20 protein-coding genes are annotated in these 17857 nt (G+C 62.7%); 6 read left to right on the plus strand and 14 right to left on the minus strand.

The window, feature by feature from the left end:
* Positions 1-5: 5 nt before the first annotated feature.
* Positions 6-1337, minus strand: a complete 1332-nt coding sequence (locus J4D97_RS16255) for a TolC family protein (RefSeq protein ID WP_208308482.1) — start codon at positions 1335-1337, stop codon at positions 6-8.
* A gap of 10 nt (positions 1338-1347) precedes the next feature.
* Positions 1348-1569, minus strand: a complete 222-nt coding sequence (locus tag J4D97_RS16260) for a hypothetical protein (protein WP_208308483.1) — start codon at positions 1567-1569, stop codon at positions 1348-1350.
* A gap of 283 nt (positions 1570-1852) precedes the next feature.
* Here J4D97_RS16260 and J4D97_RS16265 point away from each other — a divergent pair, with 283 nt between their 5' ends.
* Positions 1853-2761 (plus strand): Abi family protein, encoded by a 909-nt coding sequence (locus tag J4D97_RS16265; RefSeq protein ID WP_208308484.1) that lies wholly within the window; start codon positions 1853-1855, stop codon positions 2759-2761.
* A gap of 109 nt (positions 2762-2870) precedes the next feature.
* On the opposite strand, the gene J4D97_RS16270 is transcribed toward J4D97_RS16265, so the two are convergent.
* On the minus strand, positions 2871-4187 hold the full coding sequence (locus J4D97_RS16270; protein ID WP_208308485.1) for a sensor histidine kinase: 1317 nt from the start codon (positions 4185-4187) through the stop codon (positions 2871-2873).
* Complete coding sequence (locus J4D97_RS16275; protein WP_208308556.1) at positions 4184-4867, minus strand: response regulator transcription factor; 684 nt, start codon at positions 4865-4867, stop codon at positions 4184-4186. Before J4D97_RS16275 ends, J4D97_RS16270 begins: the two co-directional genes overlap by 4 nt.
* Positions 4868-5075: 208 nt before the next feature.
* On the opposite strand from J4D97_RS16275, the gene J4D97_RS16280 reads away from it, so the two are divergent.
* Positions 5076-5879, plus strand: coding sequence for a phosphatase PAP2 family protein (locus J4D97_RS16280; protein WP_208308486.1), 804 nt, complete (start codon positions 5076-5078; stop codon positions 5877-5879).
* A gap of 35 nt (positions 5880-5914) precedes the next feature.
* Here the strand turns inward: J4D97_RS16280 and J4D97_RS16285 are convergent, their stop codons facing one another.
* The 5 genes from J4D97_RS16285 to J4D97_RS16305 all read right to left on the minus strand — a co-directional run bounded on the left by J4D97_RS16285 (position 5915) and on the right by J4D97_RS16305 (position 9692).
* The gene (locus tag J4D97_RS16285) at positions 5915-6352 is read right to left on the minus strand and encodes a hypothetical protein (protein WP_208308487.1); all 438 of its coding nucleotides are present in this window, start codon (positions 6350-6352) and stop codon (positions 5915-5917) included.
* Between the two features lie 115 nt (positions 6353-6467).
* Positions 6468-7277: a phosphatase PAP2 family protein gene (locus J4D97_RS16290; protein WP_208308488.1), complete on the minus strand. Its 810-nt coding sequence runs from the start codon at positions 7275-7277 to the stop codon at positions 6468-6470.
* A gap of 98 nt (positions 7278-7375) precedes the next feature.
* Positions 7376-8077: a VIT1/CCC1 transporter family protein gene (locus tag J4D97_RS16295; RefSeq protein WP_208308489.1), complete on the minus strand. Its 702-nt coding sequence runs from the start codon at positions 8075-8077 to the stop codon at positions 7376-7378.
* 109 nt (positions 8078-8186) lie between these two features.
* A complete protein-coding gene (locus J4D97_RS16300; protein ID WP_208308490.1) occupies positions 8187-8933 on the minus strand; it encodes a COG4705 family protein in 747 nt (248 codons plus the stop codon).
* Positions 8934-8957: 24 nt separating this feature from the next.
* Positions 8958-9692 (minus strand): phosphatase PAP2 family protein, encoded by a 735-nt coding sequence (locus tag J4D97_RS16305; protein ID WP_208308491.1) that lies wholly within the window; start codon positions 9690-9692, stop codon positions 8958-8960.
* A 283-nt stretch (positions 9693-9975) separates the two neighbouring features.
* Here J4D97_RS16305 and J4D97_RS16310 point away from each other — a divergent pair, with 283 nt between their 5' ends.
* From J4D97_RS16310 to J4D97_RS16325, 4 genes are all read left to right on the plus strand, one after another.
* A complete protein-coding gene (locus tag J4D97_RS16310) occupies positions 9976-12393 on the plus strand; it encodes a multicopper oxidase family protein (RefSeq protein ID WP_208308492.1) in 2418 nt (805 codons plus the stop codon).
* Between the two features lie 157 nt (positions 12394-12550).
* Entirely contained in the window at positions 12551-12901 is a 351-nt protein-coding gene (locus tag J4D97_RS16315; protein ID WP_208308493.1) for an ArsR/SmtB family transcription factor, read from the plus strand.
* A 29-nt stretch (positions 12902-12930) separates the two neighbouring features.
* On the plus strand, positions 12931-13389 hold the full coding sequence (locus tag J4D97_RS16320; RefSeq protein ID WP_208308494.1) for a DUF6428 family protein: 459 nt from the start codon (positions 12931-12933) through the stop codon (positions 13387-13389).
* A gap of 82 nt (positions 13390-13471) precedes the next feature.
* Entirely contained in the window at positions 13472-13795 is a 324-nt protein-coding gene (locus tag J4D97_RS16325; RefSeq protein WP_208308495.1) for a GNAT family N-acetyltransferase, read from the plus strand.
* On the opposite strand, the gene J4D97_RS24000 is transcribed toward J4D97_RS16325, so the two are convergent.
* The 5 genes from J4D97_RS24000 to J4D97_RS16345 form a co-directional block, all read right to left on the minus strand.
* A complete protein-coding gene (locus J4D97_RS24000; protein ID WP_208308496.1) occupies positions 13778-14149 on the minus strand; it encodes a hypothetical protein in 372 nt (123 codons plus the stop codon). The genes J4D97_RS16325 and J4D97_RS24000 overlap by 18 nt on opposite strands.
* Before the next feature lie 196 nt (positions 14150-14345).
* Positions 14346-15410 (minus strand): tyrosine-type recombinase/integrase, encoded by a 1065-nt coding sequence (locus tag J4D97_RS16335; protein WP_208308497.1) that lies wholly within the window; start codon positions 15408-15410, stop codon positions 14346-14348.
* Between the two features lie 277 nt (positions 15411-15687).
* On the minus strand, positions 15688-16071 hold the full coding sequence (locus J4D97_RS16340; RefSeq protein WP_208308498.1) for a hypothetical protein: 384 nt from the start codon (positions 16069-16071) through the stop codon (positions 15688-15690).
* Positions 16072-16254: 183 nt separating this feature from the next.
* Entirely contained in the window at positions 16255-16623 is a 369-nt protein-coding gene (locus J4D97_RS24005; RefSeq protein WP_432207215.1) for a DUF6896 domain-containing protein, read from the minus strand.
* A 143-nt stretch (positions 16624-16766) separates the two neighbouring features.
* Positions 16767-17057, minus strand: coding sequence for a hypothetical protein (locus J4D97_RS16345; RefSeq protein WP_208308499.1), 291 nt, complete (start codon positions 17055-17057; stop codon positions 16767-16769).
* Positions 17058-17857 lie beyond the last annotated feature (800 nt).

The following is a 17857-nucleotide window of genomic DNA, read 5'->3' on the forward strand; positions in this document are numbered from 1 at the left end:
GGGCGCTACCAGGTCCAGTAGTTGTAGGCGTTGATGAGCAACAGGCGGCTATTTTCCAGCAGCACCAGGTCGCGGGCGGCCAGGGCGTAGTTCTTGAGCACCTGCACGTAGGCCACGATGGAGAGCTGGCCGGCAATGGCTTCGCGCTTGTAGGAGTCGAGCACCTGGCGGTAGTTGGCCAGCTGTTGGCGGGCCAGGCGCTGGCGCTCCTCCACCTGACGCAGCTCGTAGCGCAGGCGCTGCTGGCGCACGGGGTTCACGGTGGCAAAGTTTTGCTGGTAGGCGCGGGTGGTGGCCAGCAGCACTCGGGTCCGGTCGCGGCTGAGCTGGCGCTGGTGCCCGTCGAAGAGGTAGAGGCTGAAACTCAGCCCCGCACTCACCCCGAAGCGCCGGGGAATGTCGGTGAGCGTGACGGCGTTGAGTCCGCCGGTGGCGAAGGCATTCACCACCGGCCGGTAGCGCAGCTCAAACACGCGCTGAGTGGCGGCCAGGTTGAGGCTGTCGAGGCGGTAGCGCTCGGTGAAGCCCGAGAGGCCGGGCAGTGGCCCGGCCGGGCGCAGCGGCAGGTCGGGCGGGGCCAGGGCCACCTCGCTGGTGTCGCCCAGGCCGCAGAGCACGTTCAGGTCGAGCAGGTCGCGGTGGTAGGCGGTGCGGTAGGTGTTGAGCAGCACCTGCTGGCTTTCCGTCTCAATTTGCAGCAGCAGGTAGTCCGACTGCTTGAGCAGGCTGGCTTCCACCAGCTTGCGCACCAGCAGGCGCTGCTTGTCGAGAATGCCCAACAGCTCGCGCACGTAGTCGAGCTGGTCGAGGTCCTGCCGGCACAGGATGTACTGGTCGCCCACCAGCTTGTCCAGGTCGTGCAGCGAGAGCCGCGCCAGGCTTTGCAGGCTCAGGGCCAGGCCCTGGGCCTGCTGGGCGTAGGCTTCGAAGCGCGGGCGGGCAAACAGCGGCTGCGTGAGCTGGGCGTAGCCCTGGTAGAGCGCGCCGTTACTCAGCGCCACGTCGTAGCCCACGTAGCGGGCGCTGTTGTCGGCCGAGTAGCGCAGCACGGTGCGGCCGTTGTCGTGGGCCAGCACCGGCACGGCGGTGTAGTTGGCCACCAGCGTGCCGGTGGCCTTGGTATAAAAGGCCCGCAGGCGCTCGGTTTCGAGCTGCGCGGCCTGGCCCTGATTATGCACGTCGGCGCTCAGCGGGCTGTTTTGCCGGGCCTGGGCGAGGTAGTAGGCCAGGTCGCGGGTAGGGGCCGGGCTTTGCGCCCGGCCCGCGTGGGCCAGCAGCCCCGCCACCAGCAGCAGCCCCAGCCGCCACCTATTTGCCGGAAAAGAAAATACACGCATACCAAAAAAGCTAAAGGCCGGCGCGGCTGAGCGCGGCGCACTCGGGACAGCGCACGCGGGTTTCGTCCACGGTGCGGGGCGCGTAGTACTGCCAGTGGCCGCTGCGCTTCACCGCTTGCCCCACGGGGCAGGCGTCGTTGTCGTGGAAGGGGTAGCGCACCGGCGCGGGAACCGGGGCCAGCGCCCCGGCGGGGGGCGCAACGTGGTGGAAAAACGGGGGAGTAGCTGCCATAGCGAGGCCGGGCGGGCCGGTTAGGCCGGCAAGCTAGTGGCCAATTCTGAGCAGCTTCGGAGCGGGTAACGACGGGCCGCTAGGGCCAGCTTACCTGGTAAAGTCCAGCCAATCGGGGCATCAAATTTCCCTTCGTTGCTCAACGAAGTGGAAAATAATTCGTACATTTGGGGTATTAATCCCCCACACGCCACTGACGCAAGCGCATCTGTGGGGCTTATGCACCGAAATCACAACGCCCCTGGCTTAGCCGCTAGGGGCGTTGCCGTTTCAGACCATTTCTATGTCGCACTTCTATCACAAAGAACCGTTGGCAAGTGCTGAGCTGGTGGCCCTGCTCAAAACGCGTCAGCTACTTATTCCCGATGAAGCCCGCGCCATCCGCTACCTGGAGAGCATCGGCTACTACCGGCTCACTGGCTACATGTACCATCTGCAGCAGCTGGGGCAGGCGCACCGGTTTGTGGCCGGCACGAGCTTCGATGACATCGTAAATGCGTACAAGTTTGACAAGCAACTGCGGGCGATAGTGATGGAATACATGGAACGCATCGAGGTGGTGCTGCGAGCCAAGCTGACCAACTACTACAGCCTGCAATACGGGTTCTTCTGGTATACCAACGAAGTGCTATTTGAAGAGAAGTCGCGCGCGTTGTGGGAATCCGTACTGCATGATATCAGGACTGATTTTAAAGAGCCTAAGGAGCAGTTTTTAAGAGCTTTTCGGCGAAACTATCCTGCCGAGCCGCTCCCGCCTTCGCAGATGGCGCTGGAGGTTTTATCGTTAGGCAAGCTGGCTCGCCTCCACAAAGCCTTGAAGACGGATGACATCAAGCGGCGTATTGCCGCTGAGTTTCGCCAAGCACCTTCTACGCTGGATACGTGGTTTGTCTGGCTGGCCAACGTCCGCAACGTGTGCGCGCACCACGGCCGCCTCTGGAATCGAATCATATCGGCCGACCGGCCGACTATCCCGTCCCGAAAGGAATTCAAATTTCCGGTGCCCATGCCCGAGGATGCCAATACCACTATGTACGGAGCAGTGGCCCTCATCCATCATCTGCTAAAGCAGTTCAACCCGGGTAATGCCTTTACGACAAAAATCGAGGCGCTGATTCGGAAGTACCAGGTAGATGCAACCAAAATGGGCTTTCCGGCCGATTGGGAAACGACGGCCGTGTGGCACCACTGAGGGCCTACCTGGAAAATAGTCGTTTGTCATGCTGAGCGCCGCGAAGCAGCTCTACCGCTTTGCCTGAACCATTGCAACAAAGCGCTAGAGCTGCTTCGACAAGCTCCGTTTAGTGAAGCTGATTACCCGACTCATTCCAGCTCACCTCAAAACAGTGCTGGTTGGGCGCGGTGAACCGGTAGGCCAGCGTCAGGCCGCAGGTACTGGCAATCTGCTGGCTGATGGCCAAGCCCAGCCCCACGCCGCCGGGGGCGCTCAGGGCATCTTTGCGGAAGCGGGCAAACTCGCGGCCCGCGGGCAGCGGCGCGGGCCGGCCGGTGTTGGCTACCGTGAGCTGCCGGGCTGTGAGCTGCACCTGCACCCAGCCGCCCGGCACGTTGTGGCGAATAGCGTTGACCAGCAGGTTGCTCACCAGCATTTCTATCAGCGTCTGGTTGGCTTGCCGGGGCACGGAAACGGCCGCCGCCACGCGCAGCGTCAGGTGGGCGGCTTCGGCCTGCTCCTGCACCTGGCCGGCCACGCTGTGCACCACCTGGCGCAGGTCCACGGCTTCGGTGGCGGCAAACTGCTGGTTGTCCAGGCGGGCAAGCAGCAGCAGGCTGCGGTTGAGGCGGCTCAGGCGCTGGGTCACGGCCACCAGCGCGTCCAGGTGCTGGGCCTGCGCCTCGGTCAGCTCGGGGCTTTGGGCCAGCAGCTCCAGCTTGGTGTGCAGCACGGCCAGCGGCGTTTGCAGCTCGTGGGAGGCGTTTTCGGTGAATTCCTTCTGGCTGTGAAACAGGCGGCGGTGCTGGGTGAGCAGCTCGGTGAGGGCCGCGTTCAGCTCCACAAACTCCACCGTGGGCGAGGCGGCCAGCTCGATGGGGGCGCGCTGGTCGAGGCGGAAGCGCCGGAGCTGGGTTAGCGTCTGGTAGAACGGCCGCCACAGCCGCCGCGCCACCCGCTGCTGCACCAGCACCAGCCCGCCCAGCAGCACCACCAGCAGCCCGGCCTGGGCCAGCCCGATGGCGGCCAGCAGGTCTTCGCTTTCTACCAGCGAGCTGCGCAGCACCAGCCGGTAGGGCCGGCCCCGGTAGCGCACGGTGGTGGTGAGGGTGCGGTAGGGCTCCCACTCATCGGCGGCGGCCAGGTAGCGCTTTTCGGGCACGATGCGCGCGGGGCCGGCCGCCTCGCCGGGGCGCAGGGGCCGGATTTCCAGGTCGCGGTCCAGACGCATCCACAGGGCCAGGTCGGCGGGGCGGGCCACCAGCGGCAGCTTGCCCACCACCTCGTCGCGGCGCAGCAGCAAGGCTTCGTCCACGTCGGCGTAGTAGAGCTGCTGGAGCACGAAGTAGAACACGAACGTGCCGGCCAGCAGCACCAGCCCCGCGTACACGAGCTGGGCGCGCAGCGTGCGCGTGAGCAGCTTCAGGGGCCGGGGCGCGCTCATGCGGCGGCTAGCTCGAAGCGGTAGCCCAGCCCGTACACCGTGCGGATGCACTCGCCCAGGCCCGCCTCCGCGAGCTTGCGCTTGAGGTTCTTGACGTGGGTGTACACCGGCTCGAACGAGTCGAAGTGCTCGGCCATGTCGCCCGACACGTGCTCGGCAATGGTGGACTTCATCACCACCCGGTTCTGGTTGGAAAGCAGCAGCAGCAGCAAGTCGAACTCGCTGCGGGTGAGCGGCAGCGCCTGCCCGTGCACGCTCACGGTGCGCGCCAGCACGTCGGCCGTCAGCGGGCCGGCCACCACCGTGTTGGCCCCGTTGAAGCGCCGCCGCCGCACTAGGGCGGCCACGCGGGCGCTCAGCTCGGAGAGGTGGAAGGGCTTGGGCAGGTAGTCGTCGGCGCCCAGGTGCAGGCCGGTGATGCGGTCGTCCAGCTCGTTGCGGGCTGAGGTGATGATGACGCCATCGGCCTTGTGCTGGGCCTGCAGCTGGCGCAGCAGCGTCAGGCCGTCGCCGCCAGGCAGCGTCAGGTCCAGCAGAATGCAGTCGTAGTCGTAGAGCAGCATCTTATCCTCGGCGGCGGCGTAGGTGGCGGCCACCTCGCACACGTAGTGCTGGGCCTGCAGGTGGCTGACCAGGCTGGCGGCCAGCTCGGCTTCGTCTTCAACAATCAGGAGCTTCATGGGCAAGATGGCAGGGTGGGGCGGCGGCGGTGCCGGAAGGGCCAGCCGCCTGGGGGTAGTACGCAGGGGCAAGGATACGCGGACATTCTGAGCACAATCGGAGTGCCGGGCCCTACTCCAATTGTGCTCAGAATTGCCCGGTAGGTTGCCGCTTTCCTTGCCCTGCCCGGCACGCTCCCCGCGCTGCACTGGCCCTACCCCCAACGTAATGCGTACTTTCTTCCTGACCGGGGCCGCCACCCTGGCGCTGCTGGCGGCCCGCCCCGCTACCGCCCAAACCGCGCCGGCCGCCACCGATACTACCCACAAATTTGAAAACCCCGGCGGGGTTCCTGCCGCCGTTAAGCAGCCCTGGTACCGGGGCAAGCTGGTAAAGGCCGTGGCCGTGCCGGTGGTGCTCATCGGCTACGGAGCCTACACCTTCAACGGCGGCGGCTTCTACACCAACCAGCAGGCCAACCGCGACATTCACCGGCTGTTTCCTACCTACCGCACCCACCTCGACAACGTGCTGATTTTTGCGCCCTACGCCGAGCTGGGCTTGGTGGCCCTGGCCGGCGTGGAGTCGAAAAACGACCGGGTAAACACGCTGCTGGTCATTGGCAAGTCAGAGTTGATGATGCTGGCCTCGGTGTTTGCCGTCAAAAGCCTCACCCGCGAGGAGCGCCCCGACGGCTCCGACAACCTTTCGTTTCCCTCGGGCCACACGGCGCAGGCGTTTCTGGCCGCCAGCATCGTGCACAACGAGTTTCGTGACAAAAGCCAGTGGTACGGCATCGGCGCCTACACCCTGGCCACCGGCGTGGGGGCGCTGCGCATGATAAATACCAAGCACTGGCAGAGCGACGTGGTGGCCGGGGCGGGCTTCGGCATTCTATCGGCCCACCTGGCCTACCTCACCCACCGCAACCGCTGGGGCCGCAAGCCCCGGCTGCTCCAGGGCACCACGTTTACGCCCACAGTCTACCCCGGTGGTGCAGGCTTTGGCCTGACGTGGCGGCCCACGCGGTAGGGCCAGCGAAACAGCCGGTCCCAACAGGCGGGCGGTTACCGGGCCACCGGCTGCCCATCGGCCGTGAACAGCACGTCGCGGTGCTGACGCCCCTGGCTGATTTCGGCTTCGTAGACCACTCGGCCGGTGCCGGCCGAAACGATTTTGGCGGCCTCCGTCACGCGGTAAGCGTTGTACTGGCGGGCCAGGGCCTGGCGCACGAGCACGGGCAGTTGGCTGGGAGCCAAGCCGGTTTCCGTTTCCACCAGCTTGCCGGCCGGGGTGATGAGCACCGACAGCACGGCCGCGCCCTGTTTGAAGCCGGCTTCGTAATTGACGCCCTCCTTCTCCCACGTCACTTGCGCTACCTGCGGATAAGCGTGTCGGAAGGTGGCCGTGACGGCGGCAGGTACCTGTGCGGCGGGAAGTGTTTGGGCGGCGGCCGAGCTGGCCAGCAGAAGGGCAGCAGCGAGCAATTGGAGCGGGGTTTTCATGATGTGTAAGAGGGGGTATGCGTGAACTGTTACCGCCAAACTACCGGCCGATTCTGAGCGTTGGTTGAGGACGGTAACCCGGCCCCACTTTCTTTCGGTCGGCGTGATAATTCCATCAGCGCAATGGGACGCTGACCACCAGGCCGAGCGCGCCGTTGGCGTAAAGCGGGGCCACCATGGCCCGTTCCTGCAGGCCGCGCAGCAGCAGCCGATGCACCAGCGGGTAGGCCCAGTAGGCCAGCTCCGTGGACAGAATGCCTACCCCGGCCCCGGCCAGCACATCGGAAGACCAGTGCTTGTTGCCCAGCACCCGGATGGCGCCGGTGGCCGTGGCCACGGCGTAGCCGCCCACGCTGTACCACACGCTACGCCCGCCGTACTCGCGGTGCATGAAGGTGGCGGCGGCAAACGCGGCGCTGGTGTGCTGGCTGGGAAAGGAGCTGAAATCGTTGCCGTAGGGGCGCTCCACCCGCGTCAGTTTTTTGAGGTTGCTGGTGAGGGTGTTGTTGATGGTGTAAGCCAGAAAGAAAATCACGCCCTGGTTCAGGGTGCCGTGCCGGCCCTTCACCCCGGCCAGGCTCAGGCCCAGCGTGGCCGCGGCGGGCACGTGGCGCAAGTAGTCGTCGAGCGAGGTCTGGAAGCGCGGAAAGTGTTCCAATACTTCTCCCTGCACCGCTTCGTCGGTTTCGAGCACGTCTACTTTTTCGGTGCCCAGCGCGGCCACGCCCAGCAGCAGCGCTGGCAGGGCCAACTGCCGCAGGGTGGGCTGGTAGGGGTTCGCGGCCTGGTAGGAAGCCGCTGCGACTGGCCGGGAAGCAGTGGCCGAGTCGGCCGCCACCGCCTGGGCCAGGACGACTGTGGGAGTAGTACACAGGCCAAGCCCCAGCAGCAGCGCGGGCCAGGATAAGGAAACAGAAAGTAGCATGTTGCGGCGGGTACAAGGGGGGCCGTAACGCCCAACCTTCGCCGCGAGTCTAGCCGGCAATTCTGAGCACAATCGGAGCAGGCTGCCCAGCGGACGAGCTAGTGGTGCTGCACCAACCGGGCTACGTAGAAGGCGGCCCCAGCGGCGGCGGCCCCGGTAGCGGCCATTTTCAGGGCTCCGGGCAGGGGCGGCTGGCCGGTCAGGCGGCTTTTGAAATAGCCGAACACCAGCAGGCACAGCAGCGTTATCAGCCCCGACCAGAGCAGGCCCTGCTGGGGCGTGGCCGTCAAAAAATACGCGCTGAGCGGAATCAGGCCCCCCACGGCGTAGGCTCCGGCAATGGTGGCCGCGCTTTTGGGGGCCTGGCGGGCATCGGGTTTTTCGAGGCCCAGCTCGTATTTCATCATAAACGTTACCCACTGCCCGGGGTCTTGCGTCAGCTCGCGCGCGGCCAGGTCGGCGGTGGCGGCGCTCAGCCCCATGCCGATGAGCAGGTCCAGCACCTCGCGCTGTTCCACCTCGGGCACGGTGCGTACTTCGGCGTGCTCGCGGGCCAGCTCGGCGGCGTAGTGCTCCACCTCGGTGCGGCCGGCCAGGTAACCGCCCAGGCCCATGGCAATGGAGCCGGCCACGATTTCGGCCAGCCCGGCCGTAATCACCAGCCCCGACGACTGCACCGCCCCACTCAGGCCCGCGGCTAGGGCAAACGGTACGGTCAGCCCGTCGGAGAGGCCAATGACAATGTCTTGCAACATGGCCGAGCTGGTCAGGTGCTGCTCGCGGTGCGATGGGAGAGGCATGACGTAAAAAACAGAAGAATTAAAATGCATAGTCCAAGTGATTGACTGCTGAGTTGGCTTCGGGGCACCATTCCACAACAGCCCGCCGCTCCTGCCCGCATACTATAGCCTAGCCCGCTGGCGCCTCACCGGGCCGGGGCTGCCGCAGCGAGTCGTAAAGCACCAGCCCAACGAGCAGCCCAAACAGAATCAGCGACGCGCCCTGGGTGCCGAAGCCCAGGCCGTGCTGCTCCGGGGTCTTGGTGAGCAAGTCGCCGAACGTGGCGCCGAAGGGGCGCGTGAGCACAAAGGCCACCCAAAACAGGAACACGTGCGACAGTCGGGTGAAATAATAGGCCAGCACCACCACGGCCAGCAGGCTGCCGATGAGCAAGGCCCCGCCGCCAAAGCCCAGCCCGGAGTCGTCGGCCAGGTAGTCGCCCAGAGCCGTGCCCAGGGTGTTGGACACCAGGATGGCCAGCCAGTAGAACAGCTCGCCGCGCCGGGTGCGGATGTCGTTGACCGCCAGCGACTGTTCGCTCCAGTACCACACCCCCAGCACCGCCAGCAGCAGGGCTACCAGCAGCCCCGCGCCGGTGGCGTAGCCCAGGCCCAGGGTGCGGTCCAGGTAATCGGAGAGGGTGGTGCCGGCCGTGCTGGTGGCCAGAATCACGGCCCAGTACAGCGCCGGCAGGTAGCGCCGGGCCAGCAGCTGCCCGCTGAGCACCACCAGAAACAGCCCCAGCAGCAGCGCCGAGCTGAGGGCGTAGCCCACGTTGAGCGTCATCGACAGCAGGTCGCCGGCGGTTTCGCCCAGCGTGGTTGCGCAGATTTTCATCACCCAGAACAGCAGCGTGACTTCGGGAATCTTCTTCATAAGGCAGGGGAGAAGTTGGGGTAGCTATAGCTGCGGGGTGGTGGTTGAGCGCGGCGGCCGGTGCCGGTGGGCCTGATGACGCTGGCGGATGAGCTGTTCCAATTCGCGCAGGTACGGCGAGAAGAGCAGATACACGCCCGATACCCAGCCCACGGAGGCTATCCAGCCGGCCAGCACGTCGCTGGGATAATGCACGCCCAGGTACAGCCGGGAAACTCCTACCCCCAGCACAAACAGCGCCCCCAGCCCCCAGAGCAGCCCGCGCCAGCGCGAATGAGCCAGCAGCAAGCCCAGCGTGAGCACCAGCGCGGCCGAGCCCATGGCGTGCCCGCTGGGAAAGCTCGGCGTGGTTTCCGGGGCCAGCGACACCCACAGCGCCGGCCGCACCCGACCTAGCAGCAGTTTGGCGGCGATGTTTAAGGCCGCGGCCCCGCCCACGGCCACACTGAAAAACCAGGCGTGGCGCCGCTGCCGCCGCCAGAACAGCAGGCTGGCAATCAGTCCGGCCAGCGTGGCCATCACCGGCGGCCCACCCAGCCGCGTAAGCAGCAAAAACAGCTGGTCGAGCGCCGGGGTGGCACGGGCGTGCAGCCACTGCAGCACCCACTGGTCGCCCGGAAAACCTTCGCCTTCGCGGATTTCCGACGAGGCTTTCAGAAAAATACCCCAGGGCAGTATTATGCCGATGAGCAGCAGCACCATCAGACGGCGGTGCTGTTGCAACAAGGACTTGGAAATGGCAGAAATCCAGAACATCATACCGAGCGGCTAAACGAGCCACCCGCTGCTGGGCAGGGCGGCCGGGGACAAGGCTACGCGGGCATTCTGAGGAAAAGCTGAGGGGTATTCGTAGCGGACCCAGCATGACGCTGACTTCAAGCACCCCTCAACAGTTGCTCAGATTCTCACCGGAGCTTCGGGCGGCAACTGCCCTGGTACTGCCAGCCGGCCCGGTAGAAATTATGCCAGCGGCTCCCGGCCATTCTGCAAAACCGCAGCTGACTGCCGGGGTATAGCCTTTGTATCACCCGTTCGTCTTCGTATGCCTGTTTCTACGCCCCATCATTACCTGCGCCAGCTTGGGCTCTTGCTGGCCCTGGTGCTTAGCGCCGCCCTGACCGCCCCGGCCCAGCAGGCCGCGCCCGCCGCCTACGCCCCGCTCTACAGCGACCCGGCCGGCGCGGCGGCCCGCCCCGACCGCCACCTGGTGCGCTACACCCTGCGCGTGAGCGACACGACGCTCACCATCGGCGGGGTGCGCAACCGGGCGCTGGTCACAAACGGGCAGCTGCCGGCCCCCACGCTCACCTTCACCGAGGGCGACACGGCGCTGATTTTCGTGCATAACGCCACCCACAAGAGTATTTCGTTTCACTGGCATGGCATGCTGCTGCCGAATAAGTACGACGGGGTGCCCCTGCTCACGACCATGCCCATCGAGCCGGGCCAGACCTTGCAGTATAAATTTCCGCTGGTGCAGCACGGCACGCTCTGGTACCACTCGCACACCCGCCTCAACGAGCAGCTGGGCCAGTACGGGGCCCTTGTGGTGTACCCGCCCCGGCCCCTGCCTACCCCCGACCAGGTGGTGCTGCTCTCGGACTGGACCAGGGAGCGGCCCTGGGAGGTGCTGCGCTCCTTGAAGCGCGAAACCGACTGGTACGCCATCAAGCGCGGCTCGGTGCAGAGCTACGGCGGGGCCGTGGCGCAGGGCTTTCTGGGCACCAAGCTGCGGCAGGAATGGAAGCGAATGCCGGAGATGGACCTGGCCGACGTGTACTACCAGCACGACCTGGTAAACGGCCAGCCCAGCCAGCAGCTGTCCACCGCCCGGCCGGGCCAGCCGGTGCGCCTGCGCGTCATCAACGGCTCATCGGCCAGCTATTTCTGGGTGCAGTTCGGGGGTGGCAAGCTGCGCGTGGTGGCCGCCGACGGCGTAGACGTGCAGCCCGTGGAGGTAGACAAGCTGCTCATCGGCACGGCCGAAACCTACGACGTGGAAGTGACCCCGCCTGCTGCCGGGCAGTATGAGCTGCGCGACACCTCCTGGGACATGGCCCAGCACACCAGCCTGTGGCTGGGCACCGGCGAGCAGCACCCGGCTCCCACGCTGCCGCGCATCAACTACTACCAGCTGGTGCAGGAGATGAACAACATGATGCGCCAGATGCCCGGCATGAAGATGGGCCGCGCCCCGGCCGGCATTCCCGCGCCGGCCGTGGTATCAGCCGGCCAGGCTCCGCCCCCGCCCGGCCCCGGCATGCATATGAACCAAGGCCAGAAAAACAACATGGATATGGGCGGCATGGGCAAGCCCGGTGGTATGGACATGGGCAGCCCGCCGCAGCCGATGGCCGGTATGAATAGGAATGATAAGAAAGGCAGTATGAAAGCGGCCCCGCTCGGCACCTTCGTGACGGGCCACCGGCAGCTGCAAGCCGCCTATCCACAGGAAACCCTGCTCGACTACACCATGCTCAAGGCCCCGCAGCCGACGACCATCCCGGCCGACCGGCCGGTGCGCACCATTCACCTCTACCTGACGGGCAACATGTTCCGCTACGTGTGGAGCCTCAACAACGTGGTGCTCTCCAACGCCGACAAGATTGCCATCAAGCGCGGCGAAACGGTGCGCTTCGTGCTGCACAACACCACCATGATGAGCCACCCCATGCACCTGCACGGGCACTACTTCCGGGTCGTCAACGGGCAAGGCGACTACTCGCCCCTTAAGAACACCCTCAGCGTAGCCCCAATGGATTTGGTAACGCTGGAGTTCGAGGCCAATGAGTACAAGGACTGGTTTTTTCACTGCCACCTGCTCTATCACCTCGACTCCGGCATGGCCCGCATCGTGCACTACGCGGGCGACTCGGTGCGCACCGACAACCCGAAGCTGCTTGCCCGCTTTGTGTGGCAGGACCGTAAGCTCTTTCCCTTCGCCGAGGCCAGCGGGCAGAGCCAGGGCACGTTTTTGCAGGGCGGTGTCCGCAACTCGTACTGGCTGCTGCGCCAGGAAGCCCGCTTCGACTGGCACGGCGACTACGAGTCCGAAACCCACCTGCAGCGCTACCTCGGCCCCAAGCAGTTCGTGGCCGTGTACGCCGGGGCCGACTTCCGCGACAACTCGCCCTACCTGGCCCCCGATGTGCAGAAGCGCGACGAGCAGGGCCGCCTGCAGAACTCCAAGGACTTTCGCCGGGTGGCCTGCGTGGGCGTGCGCTACTTTCTGCCCCTGCTGGTATGGTCCGATTTACGCCTCGACACCGGCGGCAAGCTGCGCCTGCAATTGGAGCGCCAGGGCCTACCCCTCACCCGTCGCCTGCGCACCGATTTGATGGTCAACTCCGACCGCGAATACACCATCATTCCCTATTACATCCTGGGCAAGTACGTGGCCTTGGCGGGCAGCTACGACAGCGACTACGGCTGGGGCGCCGGCCTGCGCATCATCTACTAGCCGAAAACTGCCGCACAGGGGCGAAACGCCATTTTATCAACCCGAAAAAGACCGTCCTGCAGGTGTGGGAAGCGGATAAAGAAGATTTTTCTCAGCTATGTCGTAAACTTGCGTCATAGCGTGTCGTATATTTGCGACATACTTCATAGTGCCCCCCGTGACCTACGCCAAAACCGCCGCTTTCACCGAGGAGCAACAGCAACTCGCTCGCGTAGCCAAAGCCCTGGCCCACCCGGCCCGCGTGGCCATCATCCAGTTTCTGGCCAGCAAGCAGGTCTGCATTTCCGGCGATATTGCCGCCGAGTTGCCCCTATCCCGCACCACCGTCTCGCAGCACCTGCAGGAGCTGAAGGCACTGGATTTGATACGCGGCGAGATTGAGGGCCTTACGGTCTGCTACTGCCTCAATACGGAGCTGCTGCGGCAGGTGCAGCAGCAGTTTGCCGCCTTTTTCGGCAGCGCTACGAGCGGCCCGACCTGCGGCCCCGACGATGCCTGCGCCTGCTGATTCTTTGTTCCACCTCCAAGCTGTTGCCCATGAAAATCTCCGAAATGAAGCAGTGCCTGACCGGACTGGCCGCCGTGAATTTTCGCCTGCCTACGGGCGAGTACCTGCCGGCCCATTTCCACGTCACGGAAGTGGGCCTGGTCAGCAAGCACTTCATCGACTGTGGCGGCGTAGAGCGCCGCGAAACCGTGGCCAACTTCCAGCTCTGGGAGGCCGGCGACTACGACCATCGGCTGGCTCCGCAGAAATTTTTGCACATCCTGCATGTGTCGGCAAAAATCCTCGGCCGCGAAGACTTGGACATTGAAGTGGAGTACCAGCAGGCCACCATCGGCAAGTTCGGCCTGATGTTCGACGGCACCGATTTCGTGCTGACGGCCAAGCAAACGGCCTGCCTGGCCCAGGATGCCTGCGGCGTTTCAGACCAAGCATTCGCCCTGCCTCAGCTACCGGTAGCCGGCTGCACGCCGGGCGGCGGGTGCTGCTAAAGCGGCCGGTCGGCGCAGTCTGGTACCCGCCAGGGTGGCGGTGCATTTCCCCGCAGGTATTCTTTACTTCTCCCTCTTTTCCATGAAGCTGCACCCTCTAACGGCCGCGCACTGGCCCGAAGTGCGGGCCATCTATGAGCAGGGCATTGCCACCGGCCACGCCACATTCGAAACGCAAGCTCCCGCCTGGGAAACCTGGGACCGGGCGCATCTGCTGCACAGCCGCCTGGTTGCGGCCGACGATGCTGGCCTGGTGCTGGGCTGGGCGGCGCTTTCGCCCGTATCGAGCCGCTGCGTGTATGGTGGGGTGGCCGAATTCAGCATTTACGTGGCCGCTGCCGCCCGGGGGCAAGGCGTGGAGAGCATCAAAAAGTGTGGGGCAGTGAGATTAAGCGGCCATCGGTAGGGGCTCCGCCGGCAGGGGCCGGAAGCCGGGGTACTGTTGGCGAAAGCAATCTTCCCATTCCTGGTTGAGCACCTTGGTGCGGGCCTGCACGAGCAGGTGCGCCCCTTTTTTGGTCCACTGCATCTGCTGCCGCTTCACCATTCGCTTGGCCAGTACCTGATTGACCGCCGACTCCACAAAGCCCGTGGACACCCGTTCGCCGTAGCGCTGGCGCTCCGAGTAGTCTACGATGAAGCCGCTGTTCTGCTCCACGTAGGTGTGAAAATCCGCCAGTAGCCGGGCCAACGGCTTGCACTTGCCGTATTTCTTGGCTACCAGCGGGTCGTCCTGGTGCGTGACCAGCAGGTCGTCCAAGTCCAGTATCTTTTCCAGGGCCCGTTCGGCGCTGCCGTGCCAGAGGTGCCACTTGATGCTCTCCTAACTCCCGCGTAGCCTAGGATAGCTGTATGCTTTTAGTCGGCGGCCAATCCACCCGTCGTCTGTGGACCCATGGGTAGAGGACGACCGATTGTATGGGAACCCCTCACCCCCGTTTGTTTAGCCACAAATTTTACAACCCTAAGCTTTGGGCGGCATTATAGGATACGACGTTGTTGAGCTGGGTGTAGCGCTCAATCATGGCATCGGTCTTTTGCTTGGTCTGGTTCTTTATGGCCTTGTGCGATTGCCCGTTGAGCACGGCTACGGTGACAAAGGACACGCGCAGCGAGTGGGCCGAGTAGCCCGGCCCCAGCCGCTTTTGCACCAGCTTGTTGATGGAAATGTCCGAGAGCCGCTTCTGGGAGGGGACAGCCATCTGCCCCGGCGTAGCACGGGGAATCTTCACGAACAGCGGCCCGGTGGTACGACCCAGCAAGTTGAGCCAGGCCCGCAAGCAGCGTACGGGGCAGTAGTCCATCGTGGGCGCGTAGAAAATGGCTTTGTCTTCGACGGCGCCGTACTGGTTAGTTTTGCTTTTGGCCAGGTACACGAGCAAGGCCCGCTCGGTGAACTCCAGCTGCTCAATGTTCAGGTTCACCAACTCCGAGCGGCGAAAAGCCCCCGCGAAGCCCAGCAGCAGCAGGGCCCGGTCGCGGATACCGGCCGATGTTTCCAGATCGATGCGGCGAATGGCCAGCTTGAGCTCCTCGACGGTGAACGCTGGCGCCTGATCCTGGCGCTTGCCCAGGGTGCGGGCAATGCCGTCCATCACCACGTTCAAGGCATCGAGCGTGGCGGGCAGCCGGTAGCCCGCGAGCTGGTGGGCTTTGCGGATGGCGGCCAGATGGCGCTGGATGGTGGCCAGCGCGTGGGGCCGGGTGAGCGGCTGCTGGCCCTTCTGTTTCTTTTTCTCCCCACCGCCCCCGGCGCCGGGTTCCGGGACTGGCTTCTCGGTAGCCAGGTAGGCCACGTACTCGGTCAAGGTGTCCACGTCGGCGGGCACGGCTTGCAGGCCGTGTCGCTCACAAAAGCCCACGTAGCTTTTCAGGTCCGAGGTGTAGGCGCGCTCGGTGTTGGCCGCGCCCTGCAGGCCGGCTTCCAGAAAGCCCGCCACCTTGGCCGAGGCTCGGGCCAACTGGGCACTGACCGTTTGGTTGGCATTGGACGACGGAACGAGAGACAGATCTTCGGGCATGGACAAGATTTTGAGAGCGGATCAGGCAAGGTGAAGGGAGCGCGAAGCAGACCACCAGTTTTTGCACCTATTATTATAGGAGTGAAACGGGTAAAAATGCGCTCGTTTTGCTCTGTAAATATAAGTTATGATAAGTAAACATTATCATAACTTATATTCTCGCATCTGTTCACAGGGCGGAGCAGGCTCCTACCGCACCCGTCGGGCGCCCAACTCCTGCTTACGTTTCCCAACAAACTTGCCTACACTGTCCAGCCCGACGGGACCACCTCATCGGTCAGCTATATTCTCCGTGCTCATTCACCCACCGCTTCGGGACTCGATCGCACCACCAGCGAAAGTCACGGCGCGGGCCTGATTGCGCAGGATAGTCTACCGTGAGGTCTCTAAACGCGGCATCGAGCGCCGCTATTTGCTCTACAAAGAAGGCGTGCTCCGGTAAAGCGAGCAAGTCCTCCGCCACCAAGAAAGTAGCAATCGGTTCTCGGACTTGCTCGAGTGCCGCCACTAACTCACTGGGATCATAAAACGCATTCGCCTGTAATGTGTCGAGCGTCTCTTGCCAACGCGTGAGCGCGACTGCCGGCGTGGGCAGGTGCGTAAAACGCATACGGTGGGCGAGTGCCCCGAACGCGGTTCGATAGGCCGGACTGTATTCCATAAGCGAAGGCAAGCAGAGCACCAGACACGCCGGATGACGCCCGATCATGCGGCTGGGCAAAGCGACGGTAGTAATAGAATAAACAGTTTGTCACGCCTCTTGACGACTGGTTTAAAAAATGTGACCAGCCTATGAAGCAGATGTTTATGCAAGAGCTATAGTCTATACAATCAACTGAGCAGTTTATCGGCAATAGAAGTAGCTCTGGGCCAATGTTCTTACATACTGGTCCTCTAGTACATCACAGTTCACACCGATACTGTCCGTATAGAGCTTGAATTTCCACGCATCAAAAGAGTAGTTACCCGTTTCATCCCAGTCAAAAGACACGAGCTTTCGCGCGTTGAATTCAACCGTGCAGCCAGCACCATGCAGCGCATACTCCATGGTCTGTTCTGTATCTAAGAAGCCTGTTCGGTCTAGTCGTCCGCTCCGCCAGGCATACACAGGGGATGTCGCCGCAAGTCGCTCCTGGAACAGCTGGATAACGAGCCGAACGTCCTCTCCATAAGCAACAAGCAATCGTGAGAGCTCTAATTCTGATAGCAGCATCTGACTTCGTCTTATGAAAGTTCTACGCTATGGAACTAGGAAAGTACGCTTTCTTATAAGGGAACCAGTCAGCAATAGCGTAAAGCGTTTATAACATCTGACAATAGCCCCTTTACTAAATATTATGGGCCTCGTCGGCCTACTTATGTTTTCGGAATACTACGCACCAGATTTATAAGCACACCTGCTAGAGGTAAGTAAGATGAAAAGGGCACTAGCCAAGCATACGCCATATAGGCAAAATCGTCGTTGAGTCCACTGCCGAGCCAAATTGGCACGATGGCTAGACCAAAGGCCACCACCTTCGCTGTAGCAGATGCGGTTGGCCGAGAGAGGAATACGGTAGCAACCACTAGAATCAAGGCGAACAAGACCAGCAGCAAGGAGAAGAACATGCTCAACGCTGTAGTTTCAGACAGCAACAGGGTCAACATAATTGTAGCAGAGGTTAACAGTAAGCCTATTCCTAGAGGACCTAGCGTGTAAATAGGTCTTTAGGAAGGGAAACTCCTAATCGCTTAACGTTTGCTGATGTCCCTTTAATAAAGGTTATAGGCCAGTTCATATGCTGCGAAACGTTGCCTAGAGCATAGTGGAGGACTGATTGATGTAAAGCACCTCGTGAATAGTAGCCTTTTCTTGCCATACGGGATAGTATTGAAAGGCCTCCTGCACTTTTCGCATCGTGTCCCGGTACCCTCGACGCGTGAGGGTATAGAATGGCCAGTGCTCACAGAGTACAAGTCGCGTACTGACTTGCGGGCTACGCAGGTCAAGTACTACCTCCTTGCTTTTCTCGCTGTGTTGAATAGCCAACGCTTTCACGTCCTTTACTGGAACAGTCCATTGGGTTCTCTGCTGGTCCTCCCAGTAGAGGGAGGCGCCAATTTGAAGGACTGTTTTGTGGGAGAACAAGTAATTGTAATTCAGCAGGACAGCCACTAACAGCAACAATACGCCTAAGAACAGAACTACAGCGGGCCACGAGTTGGTATACTGATCCAGCCAGTTTTCAATCTTTGTAGGACGAGCGATCACTAGCAACACAAGGCCAACATATACAGCCCTCTTGACTGCTAGCGCCGAGGCAGAGAGTGGATACATAGCTCGAAGAACTACCTCTTTCTGCTTTGGTGGGCTATCTACTACCCAGTTTTTTATTTTCATTTAATGGCAAGATGATAACCCTTCTCACGCTTCTTTCTTGGCAAAGTACCAACCTGAATCTAGTAGT

It is taken from the genome of Hymenobacter defluvii, from assembly GCF_017589435.1.
GTDB classification, from domain to species: domain Bacteria; phylum Bacteroidota; class Bacteroidia; order Cytophagales; family Hymenobacteraceae; genus Hymenobacter; species Hymenobacter profundi.

What these genes read in the sequence shown, in the direction of transcription:
- J4D97_RS16270 (WP_208308485.1), bottom strand. Translation starts at nt 4,187, where the DNA reads ATGAGCGCGCCCCGGCCCCTGAAGCTGCTCACGCGCACGCTGCGCGCC.
- J4D97_RS16320 (WP_208308494.1), top strand. Translation starts at nt 12,931, where the DNA reads ATGAAAATCTCCGAAATGAAGCAGTGCCTGACCGGACTGGCCGCCGTG.
- J4D97_RS16325 (WP_208308495.1), top strand. Translation starts at nt 13,472, where the DNA reads ATGAAGCTGCACCCTCTAACGGCCGCGCACTGGCCCGAAGTGCGGGCC.
- J4D97_RS16335 (WP_208308497.1), bottom strand. Translation starts at nt 15,410, where the DNA reads ATGCCCGAAGATCTGTCTCTCGTTCCGTCGTCCAATGCCAACCAAACG.
- J4D97_RS16300 (WP_208308490.1), bottom strand. Translation starts at nt 8,933, where the DNA reads ATGAAGAAGATTCCCGAAGTCACGCTGCTGTTCTGGGTGATGAAAATC.
- J4D97_RS16290 (WP_208308488.1), bottom strand. Translation starts at nt 7,277, where the DNA reads ATGCTACTTTCTGTTTCCTTATCCTGGCCCGCGCTGCTGCTGGGGCTT.
- J4D97_RS16305 (WP_208308491.1), bottom strand. Translation starts at nt 9,692, where the DNA reads ATGATGTTCTGGATTTCTGCCATTTCCAAGTCCTTGTTGCAACAGCAC.
- J4D97_RS16275 (WP_208308556.1), bottom strand. Translation starts at nt 4,867, where the DNA reads ATGAAGCTCCTGATTGTTGAAGACGAAGCCGAGCTGGCCGCCAGCCTG.
- J4D97_RS16310 (WP_208308492.1), top strand. Translation starts at nt 9,976, where the DNA reads ATGCCTGTTTCTACGCCCCATCATTACCTGCGCCAGCTTGGGCTCTTG.
- J4D97_RS16345 (WP_208308499.1), bottom strand. Translation starts at nt 17,057, where the DNA reads ATGTTGACCCTGTTGCTGTCTGAAACTACAGCGTTGAGCATGTTCTTC.
- J4D97_RS24005 (WP_432207215.1), bottom strand. Translation starts at nt 16,623, where the DNA reads ATGCTGCTATCAGAATTAGAGCTCTCACGATTGCTTGTTGCTTATGGA.
- J4D97_RS16255 (WP_208308482.1), bottom strand. Translation starts at nt 1,337, where the DNA reads ATGCGTGTATTTTCTTTTCCGGCAAATAGGTGGCGGCTGGGGCTGCTG.
- J4D97_RS16260 (WP_208308483.1), bottom strand. Translation starts at nt 1,569, where the DNA reads ATGGCAGCTACTCCCCCGTTTTTCCACCACGTTGCGCCCCCCGCCGGG.
- J4D97_RS16295 (WP_208308489.1), bottom strand. Translation starts at nt 8,077, where the DNA reads ATGCCTCTCCCATCGCACCGCGAGCAGCACCTGACCAGCTCGGCCATG.
- J4D97_RS16265 (WP_208308484.1), top strand. Translation starts at nt 1,853, where the DNA reads ATGTCGCACTTCTATCACAAAGAACCGTTGGCAAGTGCTGAGCTGGTG.
- J4D97_RS16285 (WP_208308487.1), bottom strand. Translation starts at nt 6,352, where the DNA reads ATGAAAACCCCGCTCCAATTGCTCGCTGCTGCCCTTCTGCTGGCCAGC.
- J4D97_RS16280 (WP_208308486.1), top strand. Translation starts at nt 5,076, where the DNA reads ATGCGTACTTTCTTCCTGACCGGGGCCGCCACCCTGGCGCTGCTGGCG.
- J4D97_RS16340 (WP_208308498.1), bottom strand. Translation starts at nt 16,071, where the DNA reads ATGGAATACAGTCCGGCCTATCGAACCGCGTTCGGGGCACTCGCCCAC.